The organism is Streptomyces sp. NPDC054047 (genome assembly GCF_055585065.1).
Genome location: NZ_JBVJKV010000004.1, coordinates 243640 through 267619, shown reverse-complemented (window position 1 = coordinate 267619; position 23980 = coordinate 243640). Strand labels below are relative to the sequence as shown.

Below are 23980 nucleotides of genomic sequence, written 5' to 3'. Positions count from 1 at the left end.
CAACAAGACCAAGCTCGACACCGCCGGTCTGGCGGCCGTCCGGACCAGCGGACGGGACGAGGTCACGCAGGGACGCTGAGCGGGGGATGCTCGAGCACGCGGGGCTTGTACTCGACCAGCTGGGTGCGGCCGTCGAAGGTGCGGTGCTCGGTCATCTCGAGGGCGACGTCCGGATACCCGTCGTAGATGCGTTCTTCACCCGTGGCCCCGGTGATCACGGGGAACATCACGACGCGGAAGCGGTCGACGAGTCCGGCTCGTAGTAGGGACCGGCACAAGCTAAGGCTGCCGATCGTGCTGAGGAGCCCCGACCCCCTCGACTTCATGGCCCGGACCGCCTCGACGGCATCGTCACGGATGAGCGTGGAGTTGGCCCAGGTCAGTGGCTCCTTGAGTGAGGAGGAGAACACCACCTTGGACGCCTGCGTGAGCCCGTCGACGGACGCCTCTTCCTCGGGCCTGAACTCGTCTTGACCACTCGGGACCTCGCCGGCGGCGAAGCCCGACATCAGGCGGTAGGTTTTCGCTCCCATCAGGTAGGTGACCTCGGGCTGCTCGCCGAGCCACGCGAGGTACTCCGGGCCCTCAAGGCCCCAGAACCCGGGCCATCCCTCTCCAGATGCATAGCCGTCGAGGGAGGTGATGAAGTCGACCAGAAGCTCCGACATGGCGGTTCCTTTCCTGAGGTGTCATGAGCTTGGACCGGCTGCGAGAAAGAAACTCATCGGCCGCACTGTGGAGTGGGGACAGCGGTTTGAGTCCTGCCAGAGCACAGCTCGGCCCCACCCGCGAACGGACCAGGCCAGCCGTTACGCCCAGCCCGGCCGAGTACAGCGCTCAGGGCCAACTGAATCACTCCGCCGCATGAGCGCGTTACAGAGCTGACACATGGGGTAGTCAGCCAGCCTCGCTGCCAGGAGCTGTGCGTCGTCCAGCGCCTGGACACGGACGGCGCCAGAGCCCGCGGGGTCCTGGACGGGTGCACGGTCACCCACGTGATCAAGGACATGGATCCTGAGCTGCGGCGCATCGCCGTGCCTGAGCCCGGGGACGTCTGGATACGCTCGCGGTGTTCCTCGGGCACAGCAGGGGGACCATTCCTGCAGCCGCATGCCCGTCATCCGCGCCAGCTCACACGCGGCACGGCTGCGATGCGGCCACCATCCACGGAACGTGCCATCAGGCTGGAGTCCGACCGCAGCCCCCGAATCCAAGGTCACAGCAGAACAGGTTGCTCGAGTTCCATGTGGCGCACACGCAGGTCACTGCTGACGCCGCTGCCCGGCGAGGCCGTACGGCCGGTGGGGCGCGTCACGACCGCCCAGCGGGGAGGCGGCGCGAGCGGGGCTGCGAAAGCGGCTTCCCCGGCACCCGTCAACTGCCTCACTCGGAGGTGCTCTTGTGCCGCCCCTCTGCGGCTTGCAGAGCCGCGAAGAGCCTCAGCGTCACAGCACTGGGGAGCTGGTCCAGCTCCGCCAGGGCCCTCCTGAGCAGCTCGAGCGTGCGCGGGATGGCGTCGTGCTCCTCGAGATGTGCCTGCATGCGGGCAATGTCGCGGTAGATGGCCTCGTTGTAGCGGTCTCGCTCCCGGGCTTGCTCCAGCAGATCAAGGGCTCGGTTCGGGTCGGGGTCACGCAGCAGACGAACCAGCGCACTGACAGAGTCCAGGTATTCGCGGCGCAGGCTTTCGCGCGGTGCTTCCGGCCACTCCCCCGCGACCTCGTCCGCGAAGTCGCCTGCGTAGAGACCGACCACCCGCCACAGGGCCGCCTGGCGTTCGTCGGCCCTCTCCCTCGTCCTGGCGGCTTTCACCTCGTCTTTGAGTTCCCACAGATCGACGCTGACCTGCTGCGGGTCCAGCCCATAGCGCGTATCGCGGCGCCGGACTATGTCGTGGACCACTCCGTGCGTGGCCTCGTGAAGGCTCCGGCGCAGCTGGCTCAAGGTGGCGTGGAACGCATTGGACGGCCGCGTGTAGGGGGCTTGGGGCCAGATGGCCGCCGTCAGCGTTTCGCGTCGTATCCCGTCACGGTGCAGAGCGAGGTAGGCAAGGAGTTCGCGCTGCTTGGGCGCCAACGCGCCGGTCACGTCTACCGGTTCCGCAGCTCTGGCCGCCTGGTAGGTGAGGGTGATGGGTCCAAGGACGCAGAGGCGTACCGGCTGTTGGTGGCGCGGGGATGGTGGGGCCGGTGGTGCCTCTTCTTGGGAAGGAGCTGTCGTGTCTGTTATCTCGGCGCTGGAGGGCTTGTTCGTCTGCTCGGGTGGCGGTGTGGGCGGCCCGTTGGGCCCGTCTGCCTGCGGCGCGGACACGCCGTGTGGTGCTCCGGTGTCCTGATCGGTGTGCCGCCTGCCGGGCCGTTCTGCGGATGTCTCGGCGAAGAGATCGAGGATCGCTCCGGCGGGCCGGGGCGGCACGGTGAACAGGCGGGCCCCGGCGAAGGCTGCGGCGTGCGAGGGATTCGCGGCCCCCACGGTTCCGTCCCCGCGCACGCGCAGGGTTCCTCCCGCGCGCCACTGGCCGATTAAAAGGCCGGCCAGGCCGAGCGCTGAGCCGTTGTCGAGGATGGCCTGCAGGCGCTGCTCCTGCTGTGCGGGCACCGCGGCGATGAGCACGATCTCCGACGGGACGGCGGAGGGGACGAGCGCGGCGGCATGGGAGCGTGCCCGGGTACGGGAGAGGAGTTCGGTCTCCATCAGCTGCAGCGCCTGGGGCAGGTCCGCGACGATACGCAGCCGCCGCGCAGGCACCGCAGCGGTGTGCCTGCCCAAGAGGCGGTCTGCGTCAGGCGCGGCCATGACGAGTTGCGCCGCCGCAGCACCCTTGCGTCGGCGCTCAGCCAGGAGGCCGATCAAAAGCGCCCGGGCCGCGTCGAGGGCGCCGGGGCCGACCAGACCCAGGCCGCGGCTTCGCGCGAGATCCCAGGCCAGGTCCTGGCCGTCTTTGACCCCCAGGACACGGGCAGTGGGTGCCGCTGGCGGCGTGCGGGCCGTTGTCGAGTCGTCCTGGCCGGTGGCCCTGTCGCCGGCGCCGGTGCGGGGCGCCTCGGTCCGTGGGGTCTTGGCCGGATCGCCGGCGGATGCGGGGGGCGGCGGGGTCTGCTCGCTCGGCTGGCGCAGGGCGCGGATGACGGGTGCGAACGGGGCGTTGTCGTGCGCGCTGCGGTGCGGCCGGTGCCGGCCCCTTCGTCGGCGGCGGGCGATGAGGAGGGCAGCGGCGATGAGGGTGGCGGTTCCCGCTCCGATGAAGACGCCCTCGGGCAGGTTCGCGCACGTGGCGCTGGGGGGCTGCGGTGACGGGGAGGGCGGTGTGACCGGGGAGGGCGGGGTCTCTGCTCCCCCGGAGGGCGGCGCCGGGCGGGTGGGGGGCACGGGAGGATGCCCGCGCTCAGGGTCCTCCCCCGGGTCCGGGCGCGGGGCCGGGAGCCGCAGAACCCATCCCGGGCGGATGAGGCCGGGATCCATCAGCGCGTGGCCGTCTGCCTGGCGGCGCCCGTAGTTGAGTGCGTAGATCTCCGGCCAGCGGTCGCCGTCGTCCAGGCGCCGGTCGGCGATGCGCCAGAGACTGTCGTGGACACCCTTGAGTGGGGGGCGTACCACCGCGGTCGTGGTGCTCTCCTGGGGTGCGGCGGTGCCCCTGCCGTCGTGCCCGGCCCGCGACGGCGAGACGGAGTCCCGCGCAGCGTCGGCGGTGGTCGGCCGCTTCTGTGCGGCAGGGTATGCCTGCGGATCCCGCCCCGGGAGGAGCACAAGGGCCGCTGCGCCCAGCAGGGCGGCAGCCATCACCTTCAGCGGGCCGCCCACGACAGCCGGGCCACTCCCCCCGGCGGCGCGTCGCAGGCCCTCGACAGCCGTCCGCAGCACACCGCCCAGGAACGCCACCCAGGCCGCCCACAGTGCACACGCAAGGACCTTCAGGAGCAAAGACGCTCCCAGCGGCGCCGTCAGCGAGGCAGCGGCTTCCCGCCCGGCCGGGATGCGATCGGGCAGCGGCCACCCGACGTACCGGCAGAGCCCCCACGGAAGACCCGCCACCAGCGCGATGAGCAGCAGGGCGGCCAGGATGCCGCGCCCGAACAGTGGCGCCCAGAAACGGAGTTGGGCGCCCGGCCTCCCCTGCTCCCGCTGTCGTCTTCGCCTTCGCGGTCTGTGCCGTCCACGCGCCATGGCAGCACGCCCTACGGTTCTGCGGTGTCCACCCCGCGTACGGGGCGGGCCAGTCCGGCGACGGTGACGGTCCGGCTCTGCACGCCGGACCGGCCCGGGAACGGCAGGCACGGTCGCACGGTGACGCTGACCGTCACAGAGCTTGCCCGGGCGCGCACGGTGCCGGCGCCGCCGGTGGTCGGGCGGGAGGGGTGCGCGCGGATCCGGGCCTCATCGGAGGGCAGCCGCAAGGTGAAGTGCCTGCGGCCGGCGTGGAGGTCGATGGCCGGGGCGCCGGCGCGGGCCGGTTGCCGTGCCACGCCGGTGGCGCTCACCTTCGCCGCCCGGGCCAGGCCTGCGTCGAGCAGCATCGCGGTGCACATCACCCCGGCCGCGGACAGAAGCACGACAACGACGGTGGCCTGTGCTTCATCACGGCGGGCACGCTCCCGGCCGGCACCGGCCGACACTGCCCCGCGTCCGCCCGCGTGCTCGCGCCATGCGTGGCACGTCCGAGGGCCAGCACCGAACGGGGCCGGGGCAGCGGAGCGCGCCGGGTGGTGCCGCGCACCCGCGAGGAGACGAGGTCCTGAGCCGATTCCGGCAGTGCACAGAGCCACCGGGGGCACCGAGGTGTTCACAGCGGCCACCCCAGCCCGCCGTGGCCCGTCTCGAAACCCTCGGCCGTCAACGCGCCCAGGGTCTGGGAGCGCAACGGCACGCCCGGCTCGGCCCGCAGGCCCGGCCCGGGGCGGTAGACCTCATTGGAGATGATCTGCCGGCCGTCGGCGCCGATGACTTCCCGCACGGAGGACACCACGCGCTGCGCGGGTTCGTCCCGTGACCGCTCCAGATGGACGACGAAGTCCAGCGCCGAGGCGACCAGGAGATTGGTGGCTTCCGGCGGCATGCGCTCGGCCCCCTGGACGGCATAGGCGGCGAAGCGGGTGAAGGCTGCGCGGCTGGTGGAGGTGTTCACGGTGGCCATGGAGCCGTCGTTGCCCTGGCTCATGGCGTTGCACATCGGGATCACTTCGGGCCCGCGGACCTCGCCGACGATGATCCTGTCCGGCGCCATACGCAGAGCCCAGCGCACCAAGTCGCTCTGGCTGACGGCTGGCTGACCGTGGAGGTGGGCCTCGCGGGCCTGCAGCGCCACCACATCGGGGTGGGCCCAAGGGTCGCCGTCCAGGCCGAGCTCAAAGACATCCTCGATGGTGATCAGGCGCTCTTCGGGCGGGATCTCGGCGGCCAGCGCGCGCAGCAAGGTGGTCTTGCCCATCGCGGTGCCCCCGGTCACCAGCACGTTCTTGCGGGCCCGGACTGCCGCGCCCAAGAACGCCTCCAGGCTGCGGTCGATGGTGCCCAGCCGGCGCAACTCGGCCAGCGAGAGGCTGGGGTGGCGATGGCGGCGGATGGACACCGAGGGCCGGGCGGACACGGACATCACCGCGACGACCCGCTCGCCTTGCGGCAGTTGGAAGCTGACACGTGGACTGCTGCGGTCGAAGCGGCGCTCCTGCGCCCCCGAACGGGCGGCCAGGCCCCGGATCAGCTGAATGAGCTCGGCATCCGAGCCCGCGACGGGCGGCAGCTGTGCGCGGCGCCCGTCGACGTAGCGCACAAAGACACAATCGCCGTTGATGTTGATGGTCTCCAGGTCCGGGTTGCGCAGCAGCGGTTCGAGTCCGTCCAGTCCGCACACCTCGTTCAACACCGCCGTGATCACCTGCTGTTCGGCCTCGGGCGGCAGCATCTGCTCGCCACGCGTGAGCTGGTGGCGCGCATGCTCCTCGGCGGCCTCCGCCAGGATCGTCTCGGCCGCAGCGCGCTGCTCGGCCCCGGTCCACCGGGACTGGCCGGAAGCCGGGCCCGGGGCCTGGTTGCTGTGAAGGCGCTCGGACAGCCGCTGCACGAGCTCGCGGTGCAACTGCTCCTTGAGCTGCTCGCCGTCGCCGCTCCCGGCTACCGTCCCCGAGCCCGCATCTGGGCCAGCATCGGGCAGCTCGGGGGGTCTACTGACGGCCGCTCGCGGATCAGCGCGGTGTGTCCCGGTGTGCGGTAGCGGTGCTCCCGCGGCCGTGCCGGGCGGCGCCGCATTCCAGCTCGTCGGCCCGCTCATCGCACGCGCTCCGAGCCAATCCTCAACAAGCCGCCGGACGGCTCTCCACGCGCCGGCAGACCGGCCAGGTCACCCGGAACGGCGCATGCGGCGGACCGGTCGGCATCGCGCGGCGCCCGCTTGCGCCCGCCCGTGCCCACCCTCCCGGCACCGGGCTCGCACCCTGGATGCGGATGCTGCGCGCCGCCGAGTCCCAGGCCGCTGTCGGCCCCGGCCGGCACAGCGCCTCCAGCCGACGGCTCCACGGTCATACCCGCCGCGGGGCAGCACGCCCGGCTCCTCAACACGATCCGGTCCCTTCGAGCGCGAAGCGCGTCACCTTCCACTCCCCGCTGTTCTGCTCCTTCACCTCGGCCGTGATCGCCTGGCGTCCTTGGGGCTGGTCGGCGGCGAGCTCACCGCTCTTCATCCGGTACTGCAGCCAGCGGGCGGAGTCCCGGCAGTCCGAGAGGATCACCGAGGTGGGACCGGCGGCCGGATCAGCCCAGGTCACACGGGGCGAGCTCTCGGGGTTGCTCTGGGTCACCAGACCGTTGCGGCTGTCGGCGTGCATCCCACGGGAGATCGCATCCAGCACATGTCCCGTGGCGTGCCAGGCCAGTTGCGGCGACGTCCAGTCCGAGCTCCTTCCCGCCTCCGCCAAGTCCCGCCACATACCGAGGTACGCAGCGATCGCCCGTTCTTGCGCTCTCTCGGAGGGCACGGCGGTACGTGAGCCCCCCGTCTCCGCAGGACTTAACGCCCGGCTCGCCAAGCGCTCGCCCCTCGCAGGGTGGTATACCGAGTCGCTGCAGACCGCCACGATCAGCAACCCAGCTGCGCAGACTCCGGCACACGCCCCTAACCGCCGTCTGCTCCACAGCCGACGCTCCTCACACACCATGACCACCCCGCCTCACGACAGACGCAGATTCAGGCCCGGCGTACGGGAGTGCGCGGGCGCAGGTACCAGTACGCCCGACTCCCGCACACATTTCAAGGTGCGGATGCAAACTAATTTCAGAATGCGAACGAGAGTTCAACGTCAACCTTGCAAGCCTGCGAAGCGCGGCGTGCCAAGTTGGAGCATAAAGCACGCAGTAGCAAATGCTTGCATCGCAACCATCATCGGATGGGGCCCTTCTGCAGCACTCGCGTCACCGGAATCCCGTCGTCCGCTGCGCTTCTTGGCATGAGAGGCATGGCGCTTCACGCGCCAGACGACGCCCCCGCTCCGGCAGCACGAGGGAACGGGGGCGCCACGGTCGGCAGCGGTGACATCGGGGGCCAGCTCGCCACCGTCCGGTCTAAGGGTTGTCCCGTAAGTGATCTCGCCCTGCAATGATCTTGATCGTGTCAGGTGTGATCACGGCGTCGGAACCGTCCTGGATAGCCCCGTTTACCGGGCTGAGCCCGCGCGTCTTCGGCAAGTTGGTGACCGCGCTTCGCCGCGAGGGCGCCAGTTCCTCGGGCCAGGGGCGGCCGTGGGGTCTGCCGCTGGAGGAACGGGTGCTGTTGGTAGTCGCTTACTGGCGCACGAACTTGACGATGCGCCAACTCGTCCCATTGTTTGGCATCTCGAAGTCGGCGGCCGACCGCATCATCGACCAGCTCGGCCCGCTCATCGCATTCCGGCCTCGGCGCCGGTTCGCCAAGGACACCGTGCTGGTAGTCGACGGCACCCTGGTGCCTACCCGGGACCACAGCATCGCTGAACAGTCAAAGAACTACCGGTACTCCACCAACCACCAGGTCGTCATTGACGCGGATACCCGCCTGGTCGTTGTGGTCGGTGAGCCTTTGCCCGGCAATCGCAGCGACTGCCGGGCATGGGAGGAGTCTGGCGCGAAGGCCGCCGTGGGCAGGACCCTCACGATGGCCGACGGCGGCTATCGGGCACCGGCCTCCTCATGCCCCACCGCCGCACCCCGGGCGAAGAGTTGCCGGGCTGGAAGCGCGAGCACCATCGCTCGCACAAACAGGTCCGGGCCCGCGTCGAGCACGTCTTCGCCCGCATGAAGACCTGGAAGATCCTTTGCGACTGCCGTCTCAAGGGCGACGGGGTCCGACACGCCATGCTCGGCATCGCCCGACTGCACAACCTCGCTCTCACGGAATAGCTTCTGCCGCATACGAGACCTGAGAGGTCCCCGGGAGACGGCTCCCCCTCGCAGTCTCGGAGGAGAATCAGCCGAGGCAGAACTCGTTGCCCTCGATGTCCTGCATCGTGATGCACGACTCGTTGACGCCATCGGCGCGCTGCGTCAGCACGTGCTTCGCGCCGAGCGCCATCAGCCGTGCGCATTCGGCCTCGAGTGTGGCCAGGCGCTCGTCACCCACGAGCCCGGCGCCGGCCCGCACACAGAGATGCACCCGGTTCTTGACGACCTTGCCTTCGGGAACTCGCTGGAAGAGCAGGCGCGGGGCCACACCCGAGGGATCAGTACACGCGAAGTAGATCTCGTCCTCAGGCGGCAGCGAGTGGTGGTACTCCTCCCACGTGGCAAAGCCCTCCGGGACTGCCGGTACGACGTACCCCAGCACCTCGCACCAGAAGGCGGCCAGGCGCGCAGGTTCCGCGCAGTCGAAGGTCACTTGGAACTGCTTGATCGTTGACATCGGCGCACGATAACAGGGGCCCTGCTCATCTCCCCGGCGGGTGGATCCACACGTTGCCGGGAGGACGACCCCTGCCATCCGCTGCTGTGTCGTGCGGTCACAGGGGTGAACCGAGGTCGGCGCCTCTTCCAAAGGGTGGGACCCAGGATCCGATCTCAGCCGACCACTCTCGTGCCAAAGATCAGTTACGGGACAGCCCTTAGGGGGTCCCTCTTCGTACAGCACATAGCCGAGGGAGCCTTCGGGGTGCTGTGACAGGGGCAGGACTCCAAGGTCCGAACGGCACGGCGGGCAGAGGTAGATGACGCGTCCGCCGCAGGAGACCATCGGCTCAAGGCCGACGGGGATCGGCTCGGCCGTGTCCTCGCGGCACTCCCGGCAGGTCTTGATCACCGCGGACACGCCGGCGCGCACGCCCACAACTCCGCTGTGACCTTCCTGCCGAAGTGATCCCGGTACGTGACGCAGCCCAGCAGCCGATCACGGAACAGGCGTCGGCCGCACAACGCGCAGGCCTGCTCTGAGAGTTGCAGATTGCTCAGGGTCTTCGGATCGGGGAGCACGTCAGGGCGCACTGCGTTCATCTTCACGGCGTCCGCCCCGGGGCCGGGTGACTCACCTCGTGCCCGCTCGCACGAAGGATCTCGTCTCCCTTCGCTTCGCGCACACGGAGGGGGTCAGCGTCCCATTCGCGGCCTCCGCCCGGCGGGCGCAGTTGCAGGTACGGGCCTTCGTGCCCCATCACGCGGCCCAGACGCTGGCGCCGCATGTCGATGACCAAGGCGCCGACGGGGTGCTTCTCGGTGACACCTGGCGCCGTTCCCTTCATATCTGCTGTGCGGTTCTCGTTCGACATGTTCGCCTGCTTTCGATCAGATAGGCCGCATCCCCAGATGTTCACGCGTCTCTCGCTGGGCGCAGGGGTACGGCGCTCGCAGTTGCCGCAGCACTGCTCGTGCTTGAGCAGCTGAAGGGGGCCTGGTTCTCTCCATCGCCACGGGCGTGAAGGCGCCGTACACCGCACTGGGGGCGTTCATGGCGCGGTGTAGGTTGCAGGGCCGACGGCGAGTAGCTGCGCGAGGCGTTCGGCGCAGGCGCGTTCGTGGCCGTGCTCGCCGATCTCGTAGCCGAAGCTGGTGACGTAGCGGTCCCCGGTCGCGACAATCTCTTCGGTGAGCATGTCGTTCAGGGGGTTCGTCACATGGAGGCGCCTTTCCGCCTCATTAACGGTCACCCGCAGGCCACGGCCTTCCAGGTGAGTAGCAAGCCGTAAGAGGGCTTCGGTGTCCATACGGCGACGATCTCAATGCCTGCGATGGCTCGGGAGATGACAACCTATGACACGGAGTTGATGTTGATGCGCACCATCGCGATCACAGGGACCCGGAGCACCGGCCATCGGAGCCTCGATGAGTACGCAGCCCTGTTCGGCGAGTACCTAGCCCCCTTCGGCGCCAACGCACACTTCTACATCGGCGGCGCCAAGGGAATCGACTCGCTCTCCCTGCTGTGGCTGGCCGGGAACTCCGACGCGCAGATCACTGTGGTGACGCCGGGCACGATCGACCAGCAGCCGGCCGAGGCGCGACAGGCGATCGTCCGGTGCCGTGACCGCATCAAGGAAGTCGTCGAGCTCCGGGCCGTTGAGCTCACGTCAGCCGCGTATCACGCACGGAACCGGTGGATGGTCGACCACGCTCAGATGACGATCGGATTCCCGCATCACAGCGAGCCGAGCAGCGGAACGTGGCAGACCCTCAACTACTCAGCAGATAAGGGGAAACCCCGGCTCATTGTGCCCGTGTAGCACGGTTTTGCGCCACCATGGGGAGCATGGATGGCCGGGCCGCGGGGGCGGCAGCGCTGAGGACGCTTCGTCACAGGCGCGGCCTGTCCCTGTCCGGAGCAGCACGCGCCCTGCTCAGCATCGCCGCAGAACTTCAGCAGCCCCGCAGCGCGTTCCCCACTGTGGCCAGCGTGCAGCGGTCCGTCGCCCGCTGGGAAAGCCGAACGCCCGTCCTGCCGGACGAGCGCTACCAGTTCCTCCTCGCCCACCTCTACGCCCGCACCCCCACCGGTGAAGTGGCCCTCGGCACAGGTTCCGACTTCGCCGAGTTCCTCCAGGTCCTCGCCGACTTCGGGGAGAGTGAACGGCGCATCGCCGAGCTGCGCAGCCTGATGGTGCGCGCCGCGACCGACTCCGGCGGTGGGATGCTCGCCTTCCTCTCCCCTGGCCTGCAGGCCACGCTGAGCACTGCGCTCGCCGATCCTTCACGCACCGACGAGGCGACCGTGGCCGGGCTCGCATCGGTGGTCTCAGACGTGAACGCACAGGTGGGCTCGCTCCCCTTCGTGCGGCTGCAGCTGATCCTGTCCCCTGCTGTCGAGGCATGCCGTCAGCTGCTGCTCGAACCCGTTCCGGCTCCGGTCATGCCCGCGTTACGCGAAGTCGCCGTCGCAGCTTCGGCGCTCGCCGGACGGCTGGCTTTCGAGACCCGAGACGATGCCGCTTCCCGCGCTCTGTACGCGGAGGCTACAGACCAGGCCGAGCGTCTCGGGCAGCCATGGCGGCGGGCGGTCGTCCACATGAGCCACGCCCTGGTCACTCTGTACTCGGTGCAAGGCCTCGACGATGCCCGGCGCCTGGTCGACCGCGCCGTCCGCGCGGCACGGTCCGGCGATTCCCACCTGGTGCGCTCACGCGCCCACGCTCTCCAGGCAGAGCTCGCGGCGCGCGCCGGGTTCGAGCGCCAGGCTCAGGCCGCGCTGGGGCTGGCCTGGTACGACGTCGACGCCGACCACACGGAGGACCCGGCGCCCGCCTCGTTTTCGCCCGGGCACCTGCGCGGCTTCGAGGGAGTGTGTCAGCTGTACGTCGGTGATCCGAGCATCGCGCACGAGCAGTTCACCGACTCCGCCAACGCGCTCGCCGCCCCACGGGAGCACGTTCAGCGAGCCATCGTCACAACGGACCAGGCACTGGCCCGGATCCGGATGGATGATCCGCGCGCCGCGGCAGATCTGCTGCACGAGTGTGTGACGGCAGCGAGCACGACCGGGGGCCGGGTGTCTGCGCTCAGGCTGTGGCGCGCCCGCAACGAGCTGCGGCCCTGGCGGCGTGAGGACTTCGTCGCCGCCCTCGACGATCACCTCATGGATGTTCTCGGTAGCTGACTGTCGGTGCAGGTCGGGCGCTCGCCTCGGACAGCACCGACACGCTCGTCAACGTGCACGTCTACGGGTTACTCACCGCCCCCGACGCTGCATCTTCGGCGGCAAGACGGCGCGTTCTTCAACGCGTGTGTCGAATTCTTCGAGTGAGTATGGGATCGGGACCGATACGGCCTTGCGGCACGGAGGGTGGGGCATCATGAGCAGAGCAACCCGCAGGATTGATTACTGGAGGGACCCGAAAGCGCCCAAGCCAACTAGCCGGAAGACGTCCGCGTCGGTTTTCGTACGCGATGGAGGAGGGAACCTCCTCTTGCTGCACCGGGTGGACAACGACTTGTGGACCATCCCGTCGTCCGCCAGCCACAACCTGGCGGGGAGCTGGCTGGGCCTTCCGCGCTCTGGGACACAACGGCTTGGCCACGAGGACAGCCGACGTCCCGTAGATCCACAAGAAGCCGCAGCTGGGCGCAAGAGACCAGCCAGGGACGTAGAGCGTGGCAGGCGGAGGGCGGTCGCCTCACGGCGAATGACCCTCGTCCCACCCCGCGGTGGCCACAGTGCCGCAGCGCCCCCGATCAGCAGCATGGACCTGCCGAGCGGCCCCCGCCGACGAGGCCGAACGCGGTGTTCGATCGCTACCGCGACCCGGCCTCGCCGTCATCGTGTGCGTGCTGGCGGCGCAGTTTGAGCGTTCGCGCGCATCGAGAGTGAGGACGGCTGTCCGCCGGGGCCCGGTGGCGTAAGCTCCCGGGCCCCGGCGGAGTGCCGGGTGCCTACAGCGCGGGGTAGGCGTTCTTCATGAGCTCCTGGAACTGGGCGGAGAACCAGTGGCCGGAGAGCGGCGCGTTGGGCAGCGCCCCGGACATGTTGTTGTTGTTGCGGGGGTTACCCGTGTACGTCGGGTCGCACATGCGGTCGAAGCCCTTGCCCTCGTCGTTGTCGATGGCGGTGCTCGAACCGTCGGACTCCCCCGGCGGCTTCATCCACACATAGGCGTCGATGCCGGTGGCGGGGTTGGCCTGCGGCCGCTCACCGAGGCCGGCGCCGGACTGGTTGCACCAGTTGCCCAGGTGGATGCGGCGGTCGTAGCGCCCGCCGTCCACGTAGGTGTTGACGTCGGTGGTGGCGCCGGGTCCGGTGGGCCGGGCCGTGCCGCCCCATCCGTTGCGGGAGGTGTCGATCAGCATGCCGAGGTTCTGGTCGAAGCCGAGCGAGACCAACTTGGTCCGCATGGCCTGCGCGTAGGACAGCTCGTCGGTGTAGCGGTTCCAGTCCACCCACTTGGACTCGCGCACCGACTTGCCCGCGACGGTGTCACCGATGGCGAAGTTGTTCTCCTTGAGTGCGCTGTAGTTGGCCGTGTTCACGATGAAGCCGTGGACGTCGGACAGCTTCGCTCCGTTGCCGGAGGCGGTCGTCTTGAACAGTTCGGCGGAGGGGCCGAAGTTGTCGTCCCAGCCCAGCCAGCCGTGGTGGCCCGCGTCGATGTAGTTGTAGACGTTCTTGATGTCGCCGAGCTTGTCGAGGGCGTAGCCCACGCCCTTCTGGTAGTTGCCGTTGGCCTTCATCACGTCGCAGTTGGGCGTGGCCGTGGGGCGGCCGGAGACGTTGGTGACGAGGTTGGGCAGCGAGTCGATCTCGATCGTGGTGACGATGCGCAGGGCCGCGTACTTGGGGTCGGCGAGGATCGCGGCGATCGGGTCGATGAAGTCCGTCTTGTACTTGTCGATCTCCGTCGGGCCGAGTTCACCGTTGGAGGCCAGGGCGGAGCAGTCGCGGCCCGGCAGGTCGTAGACGACGAGCTGGACGACTTGTTCGCCGCTGCCCTTCTGGGCCAGGGCCGCGTCGAGGTGGTCACGCAGTCCCATGCCGTCGCCCACGCCGTTGATGGCGGCGATGCGGTCGAGCCAGACACCGGTGGGCTGATTGGCGATGCGGGAGCCGCCGGTCTCGGCCTTGGCTTTGGCGGACCACTCCGGGTTCACGTACACCTTGGCGCCGGCGTAGGGATTGTCCACGCGGTCACCGGGTTCGGTCGGGTCCGTGGGATCGGTCGGGTCGGTGGGGTCGGTGTCCCCGTTGCAAGTGACGCCGTTGAGCTTGAAGGTGGCGGGCAGCGCGTTGCTGCCGCTGTAGGAGGCGTTGAAACCGAACGAGGCGGAGGCCCCGGTGGCGAGCGTGCCGTTGTAGGAGGCGTTCTTGGCGGTGACGGCGGCGCCGGACTGGGAGAGGTCCGCGTTCCAGCCGTTGGTGACCTTCTGGTTGCCCGCGTAGGACCAGGTGAGGTTCCAGCTGTTCACCGCGGCGCCGTTGTTGGTGACGGTGACGGCGGTGGTGAAGCCGCTGTCCCACTGGTTTTGCACCTTGTAGTCGACGGTGCAGGCGGCGGCCGCGGCACCGGCGTCGTCGGGCATCGCGGCGGCGGTGCCGACACAGGCGGCGCCGGTGAGGGCGAGGGCGGTGAGCACGGCAGTGCCGGCTCTCGATCTGAAACGGCTCATGGGTTGCGGTGTCCCTTTCCTGAGATGAGGAGGGTCGTACGTGCAGAGGTGGTCGCACGTACAGGGGTGGTCGTACGTGAAGGGGTGGTCGTAGGTGAAAGAGCGGCCGTGCGGTGCGGGGCGGTCATCCGTTCACCGCGCGCAGGTGATCGCGCAGGCCGGCTCCGAACGCGGTCGGTGTGCCGTCGTAGGAGCTGATGAGGGACGGACCGGAGGAGCAGTCCCAGGTGTTCCAGGTCCAGCCGAGGTAGGACAGCTTGCGGTCGTCGAACCACTTCATGACGCGGTCGATGAACCCGTGCGAGCAGGTGTTCTCGCCGATCTCCCCGGCGACCAGCGGCACTTGGGCCGCGACAGGCGCGAGCGTGGAGTCCCAGCAGCTCTCGGTGGAGCAGGTGTTGAAGTTGTAGACGTGCCAGGCCGCGGCGAGATTGCCGGTCGGGTCCACGGGCCGGTGGGCAAGCCACTGGCCCAGATCGTTGGAGTAGGCCAGGCCGCCCGCCAGGATCACGTTCCGGGCGCCCGTGGAACGGACGGAGTCGACCAGGTCCTGCATGCCGGCGACTTCGTAGCCGATGCCGGGGCAGGTGCCGCCGTCCTTCCAGCAGGCCCACGCGTCGGCGAGGTTCGAGGTCGCGCGGTCCGGATAGGGCTCGTTGAACAGATCGAAGACGACCGTGGGATCGTCCTTGTAGGCGCCTGCGACCGAGGACCAGAAGCCGGGTGCGTAGCGGGCGTCGGGCATCGGTTTCTGGCAGGTGGCGTGGATGTCGCTGCAGCCGGCCGAGTTCCCGGTGTACTGGCCGTAGGACCAGTGCATCTCCAGGATCGGCGTCATGCCGTGGGCCTTGACCTTGGTGACCAGCTCCTTGATGGCGCTTTGGTAGTGGGCGCCGGCGTATTCGGGCTTGATGTTGTCCAGGCCCAGCCAGCACTCCTCGTTGAGCGGGATGCGGACGGCGTTGGCCTTCCAGTCGGCGATGGCCGCGACGGAGGCGTCGTCGACGGGACCGTCGAAGATCCCGTGGCCCTGTACGCACATGAACTCGGCGCCGGAGCGGTTCACGCCCAGGATCCGGCGGGTGGCGCCGGAGGCGTCGACGAGCTTGTTCCCGGAGACCTTCAGCTCCGGGGCCTTGCCCTCCCCGCCCGGATCCGTCGGATCGGTGGGGTCCGTAGGGTCGGTCGGGTCGGTGACATCGGTGTTGCAGGTCGTGCCGTTGAGCTTGAAGGCCGTGGGCGCGGTGTTGGCGCCCGACCGCGATCCGATGAACCCGGCGGAGACGCTTGCGCCGGAGGCAAGCGCACCGTTCCAGGACTCGTTGGCCGCGGTCACGGCCGTGCCGGACTGGGACCACTTGGCGGACCAGCCCTGCGTGACCTTCTGTCCGTCGGCGAAGGCGAAGGACAGGCTCCAGCCGTCCTTGGCCGCACCGTTGTTGGTGACCTTCACGGCGGCCTGGAAGCCGCTGTCCCACTGTCCGGTGACGGAGTACTCCACCGTGCAGGCGGGGGCGGCCGCGGACGCGGCGCCGGTCAGGGGGACGAGCGTGGCCGCCGAGACGGCGCACGCGAGCAGGGTTGCTCGTAACGCATGACGCGGGGGGTGGCGCATGAGCGACTCCTTGCAGCTCGGGCGCGACCGGCACATGGCCGGCGCGTCGACTGGTGGAACCGCTCCCACTGGTTGCTGGTGGACTGTAGAGAAGGAACTGCCGTCAAGCAACAGAGGAGTTCCGAATTGCCCTTGTCGAATTAATTCGACTCTTCAAGCCTCTTGACCCTCAATTCCCCCGTCCCCATCCTTGGGAGCGCTCCCACTGGTTCACAGGTTGTGACGCCACATCACAACCCCGCCCCTCGCTCTCCGACACGCAAGGAGGAACCAGGGCCATGCCACACAGACGGGCCCGGCGGCTGTGGACCGCTGTCGCGGCCACCCTGGCACTACCGCTCGCCACTCTGACCGCGCTGCCAACTCCCGCCGATGCAGCAGCAGTTGAGTGCAGCGTCGACTACAAGACCAACGACTGGGGCTCCGGCTTCACCGCCGATCTGACCATCACCAACCGCGGCAGCGCGGCGATCGACGGCTGGTCTCTGACCTACAGCTACAGCGGCAACCAGAAACTGGCCAACGGCTGGAATGCGGCCTGGTCACAGTCCGGAAAATCGATCACCGCGAAAAGCCTCGCGTACAACGCGAAGATCGCACCCGGTGCCGCCGCCACGACAGGCGCGCAATTCACCTACAGCGGCGCGAATTCAGCGCCCACCGATTTCGCCGTCAACGGCTCTACATGCGCGGGCGCCCATCAGCCGCCGATCACGGTACTCACCAGCCCGAAGGCCGGCGCGGTCTACTCGGCCGGCGACGCCGTCCCGCTCGCCGCCACCGCCGCGGCGGCCGACGGAGCCGGCATCGACAAGGTCGAGTTCTACGACGACACCACCCTGCTCGGCACGGACACCACCGCGCCGTACGCACTCAACGCGGACAGCCTGACGACCGGGACGCACTCCTTGTACGCGAAGGCCTACGACAGCCAGGGCGCATCCGGCGAGTCGACCCCCGTCGGCATCACGGTCGCGGCGGGCCCCGCCCTGGTCGCCACCCCGTCCCAACTCGGCATCCAGCAGGGCAAGTCCGGCACCTTCGACGTGAAGCTGTCCACACAGCCCGCGTCGAACGTCACCGTCTCCACGGCCCGCACCAGCGGCAACACGGGCCTGTCCGTCTCCTCCGGCGCGAGCCTTACCTTCACCCCCTCGAACTGGAACACGGCGCAGAAGGTGACCATCGCGGCCGACGCCTCCGGCACGGGCGCGGCCACCTTCTCCGTGACGGCCCCGGGCCACACCAAAGCCGCGGTCACCGTCACCCAGCTCGCCGCGTCCAAGACGTACGACGCCCGCTTCCTCGACCTCTACGGGAAGATCACCAACCCGGCGAACGGCTACTTCTCGCCGGAAGGCGTGCCCTACCACTCCGTCGAGACGCTGATCGTCGAGGCGCCGGACCACGGCCACGAGACGACCTCGGAGGCCTACAGCTACCTCCTGTGGCTGCAGGCGATGTACGGCAAGGTCAGCGGCGACTGGTCGAAGTTCAACGGGGCGTGGGAAATCATGGAGAAGTACATGATCCCCACCCACGCGGACCAGCCGACGAACTCCTCCTACAACGCCTCCAAGCCCGCGACGTACGCACCCGAGCACGACCTGCCCTCCCAGTACCCGGCCAAGCTCGACCCCTCGGTCTCCGTGGGCAACGACCCCATCGCCGGGGAGCTCAAGAGCGCCTACGGCACGGACGACATCTACGGCATGCACTGGCTGCAGGACGTCGACAACGTCTACGGCTACGGCAACGAACCCGGCAAGTGCGAGGCGGGCCCGACTGCCACCGGCCCCTCCTACATCAACACCTTCCAGCGCGGCGCGCAGGAGTCGGTGTGGGAGACGGTGCCGCAGCCCACGTGCGACGCCTTCAAGTACGGCGGCAAGAACGGCTATCTGGACCTGTTCACCGGCGACTCCTCCTACGCCAAGCAGTGGAAGTTCACCAACGCCCCGGACGCCGACGCCCGTGCGGTGCAGGCCGCCTACTGGGCGAACGAGTGGGCCAAGCAGCAGGGCAAGGGCTCCGACGTCTCGGCGACCCTCAGCAAGGCCGCCAAGATGGGCGACTACCTGCGCTACTCGATGTACGACAAGTACTTCAAGAAGGTCGGCAACTGCACCGGGCCGACCAGCTGCCCGGCCGGCACCGGCAAGGACGCCTCGCACTACCTGATGTCCTGGTACTACGCCTGGGGCGGCGCCACCGACACCTCGGCGGGCTGGTCCTGGCGCATCGGCTCCAGCCACACGCACGGCGGATACCAGAACCCGCTCGCCGCCTACGCACTCTCCTCGGCGGCCGACCTGAAGCCCAAGTCGGCCACGGGACAGGCGGACTGGGCCAAATCGCTCGACCGGCAGCTGGAGTTCTACCGCTGGCTGCAGTCGGACGAGGGCGCCATCGCCGGCGGCGCGACCAACAGCTGGGGCGGCAGCTACGGCACCCCGCCGTCCGGCACGCCGACGTTCTACGGCATGCACTACGAGGAGGCGCCGGTCTACCACGACCCGCCGTCGAACCAGTGGTTCGGCTTCCAGGCGTGGTCGATGGAGCGCGTGGCCGAGTACTACCAGCAGACGGGCGACGCCGACGCCAAGACGGTCCTGGACAAGTGGGTCGACTGGGCCCTGTCCAAGACGACCGTCAACCCCGACGGCACGTTCCGCATCCCCTCGACGCTCCAGTGGTCGGGCAAGCCCGACACCTGGAACGCCTCGAACCCCGGAGCCAACACGGGCCTGCACGTCACGGTCGCCGACTACACGAACGACGTCGGTGTGGCCGCGGCCTACGCCAAGACCCTGACGTACTACGCCGACAAGTCCGGTGACACACAGGCCAAGACGGTGGCCAAAGCGCTGCTCGACGGCATGTGGGAGCACCACCAGGACGCGCTGGGCATCGCCGTGCCCGAGACCCGGGCCGACTACAGCCGCTTCGACGACCCGGTCTACGTGCCGAGCGGCTGGACGGGCACCATGCCCAACGGAGACAAGATCGACTCCGCGGCCACCTTCTCCTCGCTGCGCTCCTTCTACCAGGACGACCCCAACTGGTCGAAGATCGAGGCCTACTTGGCGGGCGGCGCGGCGCCGACGTTCACCTACCACCGGTTCTGGGCCCAGGCGGACATCGCGCTCGCCATGGGTTCGTACGCGGAGCTGCTCGAATAGCGCCCCGCTGACGGCAGCTCCGCGCACACCGGGCCGGGCGGGCCCCCTCCCCGGGGTCCGCCCGGCCCTCAGCGATCAGATCCGCACCGACCGCTGTGCCGGCGCGGTTGCGGACGCCCCTCTCCGCCCTACCGGCCATCCGGCTCACTCCGGCTCATGGGGTCGGATCACCGGATGCCGATGGAGCGTTCGTGATGCGCAATGCTGTGGCCATGAGCGATGAATCCGAGGAGCTGGCGAAAGCTCTCATCGAGTTCCGGGAGGCCGAGGGGATCTCCGAACGGGAGCTTGCGCACCGCACGCGGTTGAGTCGTGCGACCATCAGGCTTCACGAGAGTGATCGCGGAGCCCTGCCCCTTCCCTTCGCGGCCCGCCGTTTCGAGGAAGTTCTCGGCTGGGCGCCGGGCAGCATCGCGACCCGGTCGCGCGAGACGACGGATCTCGAACTTCCGCCGGACTCCGGCGCTGTCGCCGAGTAGGCCGAGCAGCCAGGACCGGCGGCGGCGCGTCGTGCGGCGCGACGTCCGGCGCGCCGAGGACGACCAGTCCCCTCGCGGGGCTCGGCCAGGATTCCCCGCCGCCGAGAGAGACGATCACAGGGAGCTGGACCGCCCGGCGATCCCACCGAACACGGCGGGCCGAGGTGGATCACCATGGGGCGGAGTACGGCATCGAGCCGGGTCAGCTTCGCCTCGTGCAGGTCGGCACTACGGAGCCCCTATACCGATCGGTGTACGGTGGAAGATGTAAACCGATCGGTATACCCGTGGGAGGTTCAAGCAATGAGTACGCCCCAGTTCATGCGTGCGGTGCGAATCACGGGGCACGGAGGGACGGAGGTTCTTGAGCTGACGGATGTCCCCGTCCCCGCCCCTCAAGCCGGCGAGGTGCTCGTGCAGGTCGCCGCGGTGGCACTGAACAACACCGACCTGTGGACCCGGGAGGGCGCCTACGGCCTGCCGGGAGACCCGAAGGCGACATCGGGCTGGCGCGGCCCGATCGACTTCCCCCGCATCCAGGGCGCCGACGTGGCCGGCCAGGTCGTGGCCGTCGGGGCCGGAGTGGAGGGAAGGCTGGTCGGACGCCGCGTGGTTGTCGACCCCGCGATCTACGACAGCGAAGGGCCGGACGCCAACCCGGTGGGCCTGATGGGCAGCGAACGTGACGGCGGGTATGCCCAGTACGTGACAGCGTCGGCCGAGCGCGTCCACGACGTGACGGAATCACCTCTCACCGACGACCAGCTCGCGACGCTGCCGACCGCCTACGGCACGGCGCTGGGCATGATCGAACGAGGCCGGCTCGGGAGGGGCGAGACCGCCCTGGTCTCGGGAGCCTCCGGCGGCGTCGGTATCGCGCTGGTGCACATCGCCCGTGCGCGCGGCGCCCGGGTGGTCGCCATCAGCAGCAGAGCCAAGATCGATGCGGTGCGCGCGGCAGGCGCGCACGAGGTCATCGACCGCGCGGGGGACATCGCCGGGCAGCTCCGCGCCGCCGCCCCGGAGGGCATCGACGTCGCCCTCGACGTCGTGGCCGGCGAGCTGGTCAGCGAGGGGCTGCCGCTGCTGCGCGAAGGCGGCCGGTGGGTGATCGCCGGCGCACTCGGCGGATACGACGTGACCTTCGATGTGCGTCGCCTCTACCTGCACAACGCCCAGGTCATCGGGTCCGCGATGCACACGCCCACCCACTTCGGTCTCCTCATGGACCTGGCCCGTCGGGGCGAGGTGCAACCAGTCATCGCCGCGACCTTCCCCCTGGAACAGGCCGCTCAGGCGCAGGAAGAACTCGCCCGCAGGGGGCACGTGGGCAAGATCGTCATGCACCCCTGAGTCTCCGTCCGGCGGGTCACGGGAGCAGCTACCAGCGGAAACTGGCCAGGCTCAAGCCCCACCGACGTCCTAGCGTTCCCACAGCGTGGCGAAGTCCGGGCGCTTGAGAAGCAGTTCGCTCTCGGCAGGTGGGTCGGCCCGGTGCGGCGTCGCGTATGCCCGTCCGCGGCATTGCCGTCCAGTACAAGAGGAACAATGAGCAGCATGAGCATGGTGAAAGACGTCGATGCCCGCGGCATGCAGCACTGTGAGACGACGGCCCTGGGCGTGCTGCTGCGCCGTGAGGGACTCGACATGTCCGAGCCCCTGCTGTTCGGCCTCGGCTCCGGGCTGTCCTTCATCTACTGGGACACCAAAGCGATGGGCTTTCCCTTCCTGGGAGGCCGGGTCAAGCCGTTCGAGCTGACCCGGAATCTGGCCAACGTACTGGGGCTCGAGCTGGTGGTCGCGGAGACCACCTCGCCGCGCAAGGCATGGCAGAACGTAACGGCCCCCCTCGACGCCGGCCGGCCGGTCGGCCTTCAGCTCGACAGCTACCACCTGGATTACTTCACCACCAAGGTGCACTTCGGCGGACACGTCGTCGCCATGTACGGCTACGACGACCAGAGCGCCTACCTGGTGGACACCGCCCCGCAGGGCGGGGCCGTGACGACCAGCCTCGAAGCCCTGGCCCGGGCCAGGGCCGAGCGCGGCCCCATGACCGCCAGGCACCGCTCCTTCACCATCACGGCGCCCGGCAGCCTGCCGCCGCTCCCGGACCGGATCGTCCCCGCGATCAAGACCTGCGCCGACGCCTTCCTCCACCCGCCCATCGCCAACCTGGGCTACCGGGGCATCGAGAAGGCCGCCCAGCTCGTCCCGAGGTGGCTCCAGCGCAGCGACAATCCGCGGGAGGACCTGCCGCGGGCGGCCGTCCTCATGGAGAGGGCCGGCACCGGCGGCGCCCTGTTCCGCAACCTCTACCGCGACTTCCTCGCCAAGTGCGCCCAGTTGATCGACAGCAAGCACCTGCGCACCGGCCACAGCCTGTACGAAGAGGCCGCCGGCCTCTGGTCGCAGGTGGCCGCACTCGTCGCAACGGCAGGCGACTCCGGAGAGACGACGCACCTCGTGCAGGCCGGTTCACTCCTGCACGAACTCTCCCGCATCGAAGGCGAGGCCATGCAGGCGCTCAGCATGCTCTAGACGCTGCAACGCACCCCCACCACGGACGTGTTGGCCGAACTCGCGCAGCATCCGCATCCGCGTCGACGGGCTGCAGCTGTGCTCGGCGAGGGCTCGGCCCTGCGGCATACGCGGCACGGGAGCGGTGAGGCGTCGCCCTGTCGCGGCGCGGGTGCGGTGCCTTCGGGTGCCGGCCGGTCTCCTGTACGGCACCCGTTCCTCCGGCCAGTTCGCAACCAGCCACCCAGTTGGCCAGACAGTCCAGCGCCGCAGACGGCAGGATATCGGTCATGTGAACGAGGCGCCGCTGCCCGTGAGTTGAAGGCGCGCGGCAGAGCAGGGCACGCTGTGGCGCAGTGTTCGGGAGGGGCTTGGTGGGGGCACGGAACAGGGTCTGGTTACGGGGTGTCCTGGGCCTCGTGGTCCTTGCCGGCGCGTCAATGGTTCCGCCGGCGAACGCGGCCCCGGGGTCAGACTCCTACGGCTATGATCCCGACGCGCAGACCGTCCGCGGTAGTTCCAGCTTGCTCAGCGCCCCCGAGCTAGCCACAGGGACGCCGTATCGCAGCACGCTCTCGGGCAGCGAACCGGTCTACTTCCGCGTCGCGCTCGATGCGAAGTCACACACGTACGTGTCGGTGGTGGGCATCCCCGGTCCGGGGACCGAGCGCACGCCGACAAACTCGCTGCAGGTCACGCTCGTCGACGCTGACGGCAACCGCTGCGACCGTCAGGGCGCGGGGTTCGCGATTGGATCCGCGCAGCCGCTCGCCGCCTCCGCGAGCCGCATGATCGCGCCGACCAAGGGCGCGGCGGAGGCCAAGTGTCAGCGGGCCGGCCCGTATTTCGTGGCCGTCTCCCGCTACCGTCAGCGCGCCGGAGCTGCCCCGTGGGGGCTTGATCTGCGTGTCGACGCCGAGCCTCCGCTGAAGAAGTCGCGAGGCGACGGCCCCGCTGCGCGCAGCCCCCGTCCCTCCGCGCCGGACGGCAGCCCGACCCCAGTGGAGGGCGGGGCAGGATTCGCGGTCGCGGCACGGGTGCGCGAGGGCGCGGTGACCGGTGAGATCACCCCTGGGCAGTCCCGGTTCTACCGGGTTCCGGTCGACTGGGGGCAGCGGCTGACGGCTGACGCAGAGCTCGCCGGGCAGAAGAAGGGGCCGTACGTGGCGAACGGATTGTCGGTCACGGTGTACAACCCGGCACGGATGAAGGTGGAAGGCACCTCGACGAGCTACCACGGCCAGCCGGCCACCGCCGGCCTGGACGCGCTGCCGCCCGTGGCGTACGAGAACAGGAGCGACCGAGAACGCAAAACGGCAGCGATGCGGTTTCCCGGCTGGTACTTCGTGCAGGTGACCGCCTCCCCTGAACTCGCCCCCACGTGGGGCAGGAAGCCGCTGCGACTGACGGTGCACCTGGACATCGAGGGCTCGGCCCGCAAACGACCCGTTTACGCCGGCGACCCGGGCGTCTTCGAGGTCCCGGGCGGGCAGCCTCCCGCGCCGACGACTGGACGCCCCGCGGCAACCGAGACTGCCGACGGGGGCGGGAGGATGATGCTGGCGACCGGCTCGTTCACCGCTGGTGCGCTGCTCCTGGCCGTCTCTGCCGGCCGCGTGCTGCGCGCGCGGCGCCGGACGGCGTAG

17 protein-coding genes and 1 pseudogene are annotated in these 23980 nt (G+C 69.4%); 8 read left to right on the top strand and 10 right to left on the bottom strand.

The genetic code is table 11. The annotated features are described in order from the left end of the window. Nucleotides 1–62 precede the first annotated feature (62 nt). The 5 genes from ACZ6ZP_RS17935 to ACZ6ZP_RS17915 form a co-directional block, all read right to left on the bottom strand. Nucleotides 63–668, bottom strand: coding sequence for a dihydrofolate reductase family protein (locus ACZ6ZP_RS17935; protein WP_351166744.1), 606 nt, complete (start codon nt 666–668; stop codon nt 63–65). Between the two features lie 715 nt (nt 669–1383). Next, entirely contained in the window at nt 1384–4164 is a 2781-nt protein-coding gene (locus ACZ6ZP_RS17930) for a hypothetical protein (protein WP_383824504.1), read from the bottom strand. Between the two features lie 11 nt (nt 4165–4175). Beyond that, nucleotides 4176–4550, bottom strand: coding sequence for a hypothetical protein (locus tag ACZ6ZP_RS17925; protein WP_351166740.1), 375 nt, complete (start codon nt 4548–4550; stop codon nt 4176–4178). Between the two features lie 230 nt (nt 4551–4780). Continuing rightward, on the bottom strand, nt 4781–6073 hold the full coding sequence (locus tag ACZ6ZP_RS17920; RefSeq protein ID WP_383824507.1) for a CpaF family protein: 1293 nt from the start codon (nt 6071–6073) through the stop codon (nt 4781–4783). Nucleotides 6074–6545: 472 nt separating this feature from the next. Then, nucleotides 6546–6818 carry a hypothetical protein gene (locus ACZ6ZP_RS17915; RefSeq protein ID WP_383824510.1) on the bottom strand — a complete coding sequence of 91 codons (273 nt, stop codon included), beginning with the start codon at nt 6816–6818 and terminating at the stop codon, nt 6546–6548. Nucleotides 6819–7597: 779 nt separating this feature from the next. Between ACZ6ZP_RS17915 and ACZ6ZP_RS17910 the strand changes: the two are divergent. Further along, nucleotides 7598–8364 (top strand): annotated as a pseudogene (locus ACZ6ZP_RS17910) (transposase). A gap of 67 nt (nt 8365–8431) precedes the next feature. On the opposite strand, the gene ACZ6ZP_RS17905 reads toward ACZ6ZP_RS17910, so the two are convergent. The 3 genes from ACZ6ZP_RS17905 to ACZ6ZP_RS17895 all read right to left on the bottom strand — a co-directional run bounded on the left by ACZ6ZP_RS17905 (nt 8432) and on the right by ACZ6ZP_RS17895 (nt 10154). Next, nucleotides 8432–8863 carry a VOC family protein gene (locus ACZ6ZP_RS17905; protein ID WP_351166734.1) on the bottom strand — a complete coding sequence of 144 codons (432 nt, stop codon included), beginning with the start codon at nt 8861–8863 and terminating at the stop codon, nt 8432–8434. Between the two features lie 586 nt (nt 8864–9449). Continuing rightward, complete coding sequence (locus ACZ6ZP_RS17900; RefSeq protein ID WP_351166809.1) at nt 9450–9692, bottom strand: hypothetical protein; 243 nt, start codon at nt 9690–9692, stop codon at nt 9450–9452. Between the two features lie 204 nt (nt 9693–9896). Continuing rightward, nucleotides 9897–10154: a hypothetical protein gene (locus ACZ6ZP_RS17895; RefSeq protein ID WP_469407462.1), complete on the bottom strand. Its 258-nt coding sequence runs from the start codon at nt 10152–10154 to the stop codon at nt 9897–9899. Between the two features lie 66 nt (nt 10155–10220). Here ACZ6ZP_RS17895 and ACZ6ZP_RS17890 point away from each other — a divergent pair, with 66 nt between their 5' ends. After that, nucleotides 10221–10670: a hypothetical protein gene (locus tag ACZ6ZP_RS17890; RefSeq protein ID WP_351166730.1), complete on the top strand. Its 450-nt coding sequence runs from the start codon at nt 10221–10223 to the stop codon at nt 10668–10670. Between the two features lie 26 nt (nt 10671–10696). Next, on the top strand, nt 10697–12037 hold the full coding sequence (locus tag ACZ6ZP_RS17885; protein ID WP_383824518.1) for a hypothetical protein: 1341 nt from the start codon (nt 10697–10699) through the stop codon (nt 12035–12037). A 773-nt stretch (nt 12038–12810) separates the two neighbouring features. On the opposite strand, the gene ACZ6ZP_RS17880 is transcribed toward ACZ6ZP_RS17885, so the two are convergent. Continuing rightward, a complete protein-coding gene (locus ACZ6ZP_RS17880; protein ID WP_383824521.1) occupies nt 12811–14538 on the bottom strand; it encodes a glycoside hydrolase family 6 protein in 1728 nt (575 codons plus the stop codon). 124 nt (nt 14539–14662) lie between these two features. Next, entirely contained in the window at nt 14663–16153 is a 1491-nt protein-coding gene (locus ACZ6ZP_RS17875) for a cellulose binding domain-containing protein (protein WP_366465148.1), read from the bottom strand. Nucleotides 16154–16431: 278 nt separating this feature from the next. On the opposite strand from ACZ6ZP_RS17875, the gene ACZ6ZP_RS17870 reads away from it, so the two are divergent. From ACZ6ZP_RS17870 to ACZ6ZP_RS17850, 5 genes are all read left to right on the top strand, one after another. Beyond that, nucleotides 16432–19335, top strand: a complete 2904-nt coding sequence (locus ACZ6ZP_RS17870) for a glycoside hydrolase family 48 protein (protein WP_383824525.1) — start codon at nt 16432–16434, stop codon at nt 19333–19335. 212 nt (nt 19336–19547) lie between these two features. Further along, nucleotides 19548–19814, top strand: coding sequence for a helix-turn-helix transcriptional regulator (locus tag ACZ6ZP_RS17865; protein ID WP_351166722.1), 267 nt, complete (start codon nt 19548–19550; stop codon nt 19812–19814). 303 nt (nt 19815–20117) lie between these two features. Beyond that, the gene (locus ACZ6ZP_RS17860) at nt 20118–21167 is read left to right on the top strand and encodes a zinc-binding dehydrogenase (RefSeq protein WP_469407457.1); all 1050 of its coding nucleotides are present in this window, start codon (nt 20118–20120) and stop codon (nt 21165–21167) included. A gap of 204 nt (nt 21168–21371) precedes the next feature. Next, nucleotides 21372–22355 carry a BtrH N-terminal domain-containing protein gene (locus ACZ6ZP_RS17855; RefSeq protein WP_469407456.1) on the top strand — a complete coding sequence of 328 codons (984 nt, stop codon included), beginning with the start codon at nt 21372–21374 and terminating at the stop codon, nt 22353–22355. Nucleotides 22356–22753: 398 nt separating this feature from the next. Beyond that, nucleotides 22754–23980: a hypothetical protein gene (locus ACZ6ZP_RS17850; RefSeq protein ID WP_351166718.1), complete on the top strand. Its 1227-nt coding sequence runs from the start codon at nt 22754–22756 to the stop codon at nt 23978–23980.